This is a genomic window from Shewanella sp. M16 (assembly GCF_018224605.1).
GTDB classification, from domain to species: Bacteria; Pseudomonadota; Gammaproteobacteria; order Enterobacterales; family Shewanellaceae; genus Shewanella; species Shewanella oncorhynchi.
Genome location: NZ_JAGTUL010000112.1, coordinates 1 through 673 on the forward strand (window position 1 = coordinate 1; position 673 = coordinate 673).

Annotated in this window: 1 protein-coding gene; it reads right to left on the reverse strand. The window is 50.4% G+C overall.

All coding sequences use genetic code 11. The features are described 5' to 3' along the window. Positions 1–11 precede the first annotated feature (11 nt). The coding region (locus KFE26_RS23635; protein ID WP_212601920.1) for an IS4 family transposase at positions 12–673 on the reverse strand (662 nt) is incomplete at its 5' end.

Here is a 673-nt window from a genome sequence, read left to right on the forward strand (position 1 = left end):
CTGTCTCTTGATCACATCTTTTGCTCAAGAGACAAGGCTAGCTGGTAACCTTCAAGGATGGTTTGCAGTTTAAACCATCCTTGCCATAACCTTTCCCAGCCCACAATTCCGCTTCGTTTGCTGTCATTCCAGCCCGCGAGTTTTCCTAACCTTAAGTAAGCCCAATGCACACTGGGGACTTGCTCGGGCAGTTGTCTTTTTTCCGTCTTTAGCCATAACAACTTCCAGGCCAATGGGCTTAACAGGCTATCGCAAGACCGTTTTTTCGCTTGTTCAGCTTGGCCTGCGTAACAACGCAGTTGCTGGATGCGCGTGGCAATAAATGCCAGAATCACAATCATCCGCTCCAGGTTGTCTTTGCTTTGCATCCGTAAGTCTTCCACCTGCGTACCGCCCGTTTTCCAGGATTTATGGAAGTCTTCAATCAGCCAGCGGCGCTCGTAGTAATCAAGAATTTGTTGCGCCTGCTCTGCTGTTGTGACTACCTCAGTCGTCAGCAGGTGCCAACAGAGGCCATCTACGCTGTCTTTCTCCTGACAACCCACATAAAACAGCGGCACAGACTGGCCCGTTTTATTCGCCGGAACCTTCACGGTAATGGGCGTAAAGCGGATATCACAGTGCGCAACTCTGGCTTTGCGACCGCCTTTTTGTTGCACCTGTATCATCCGCT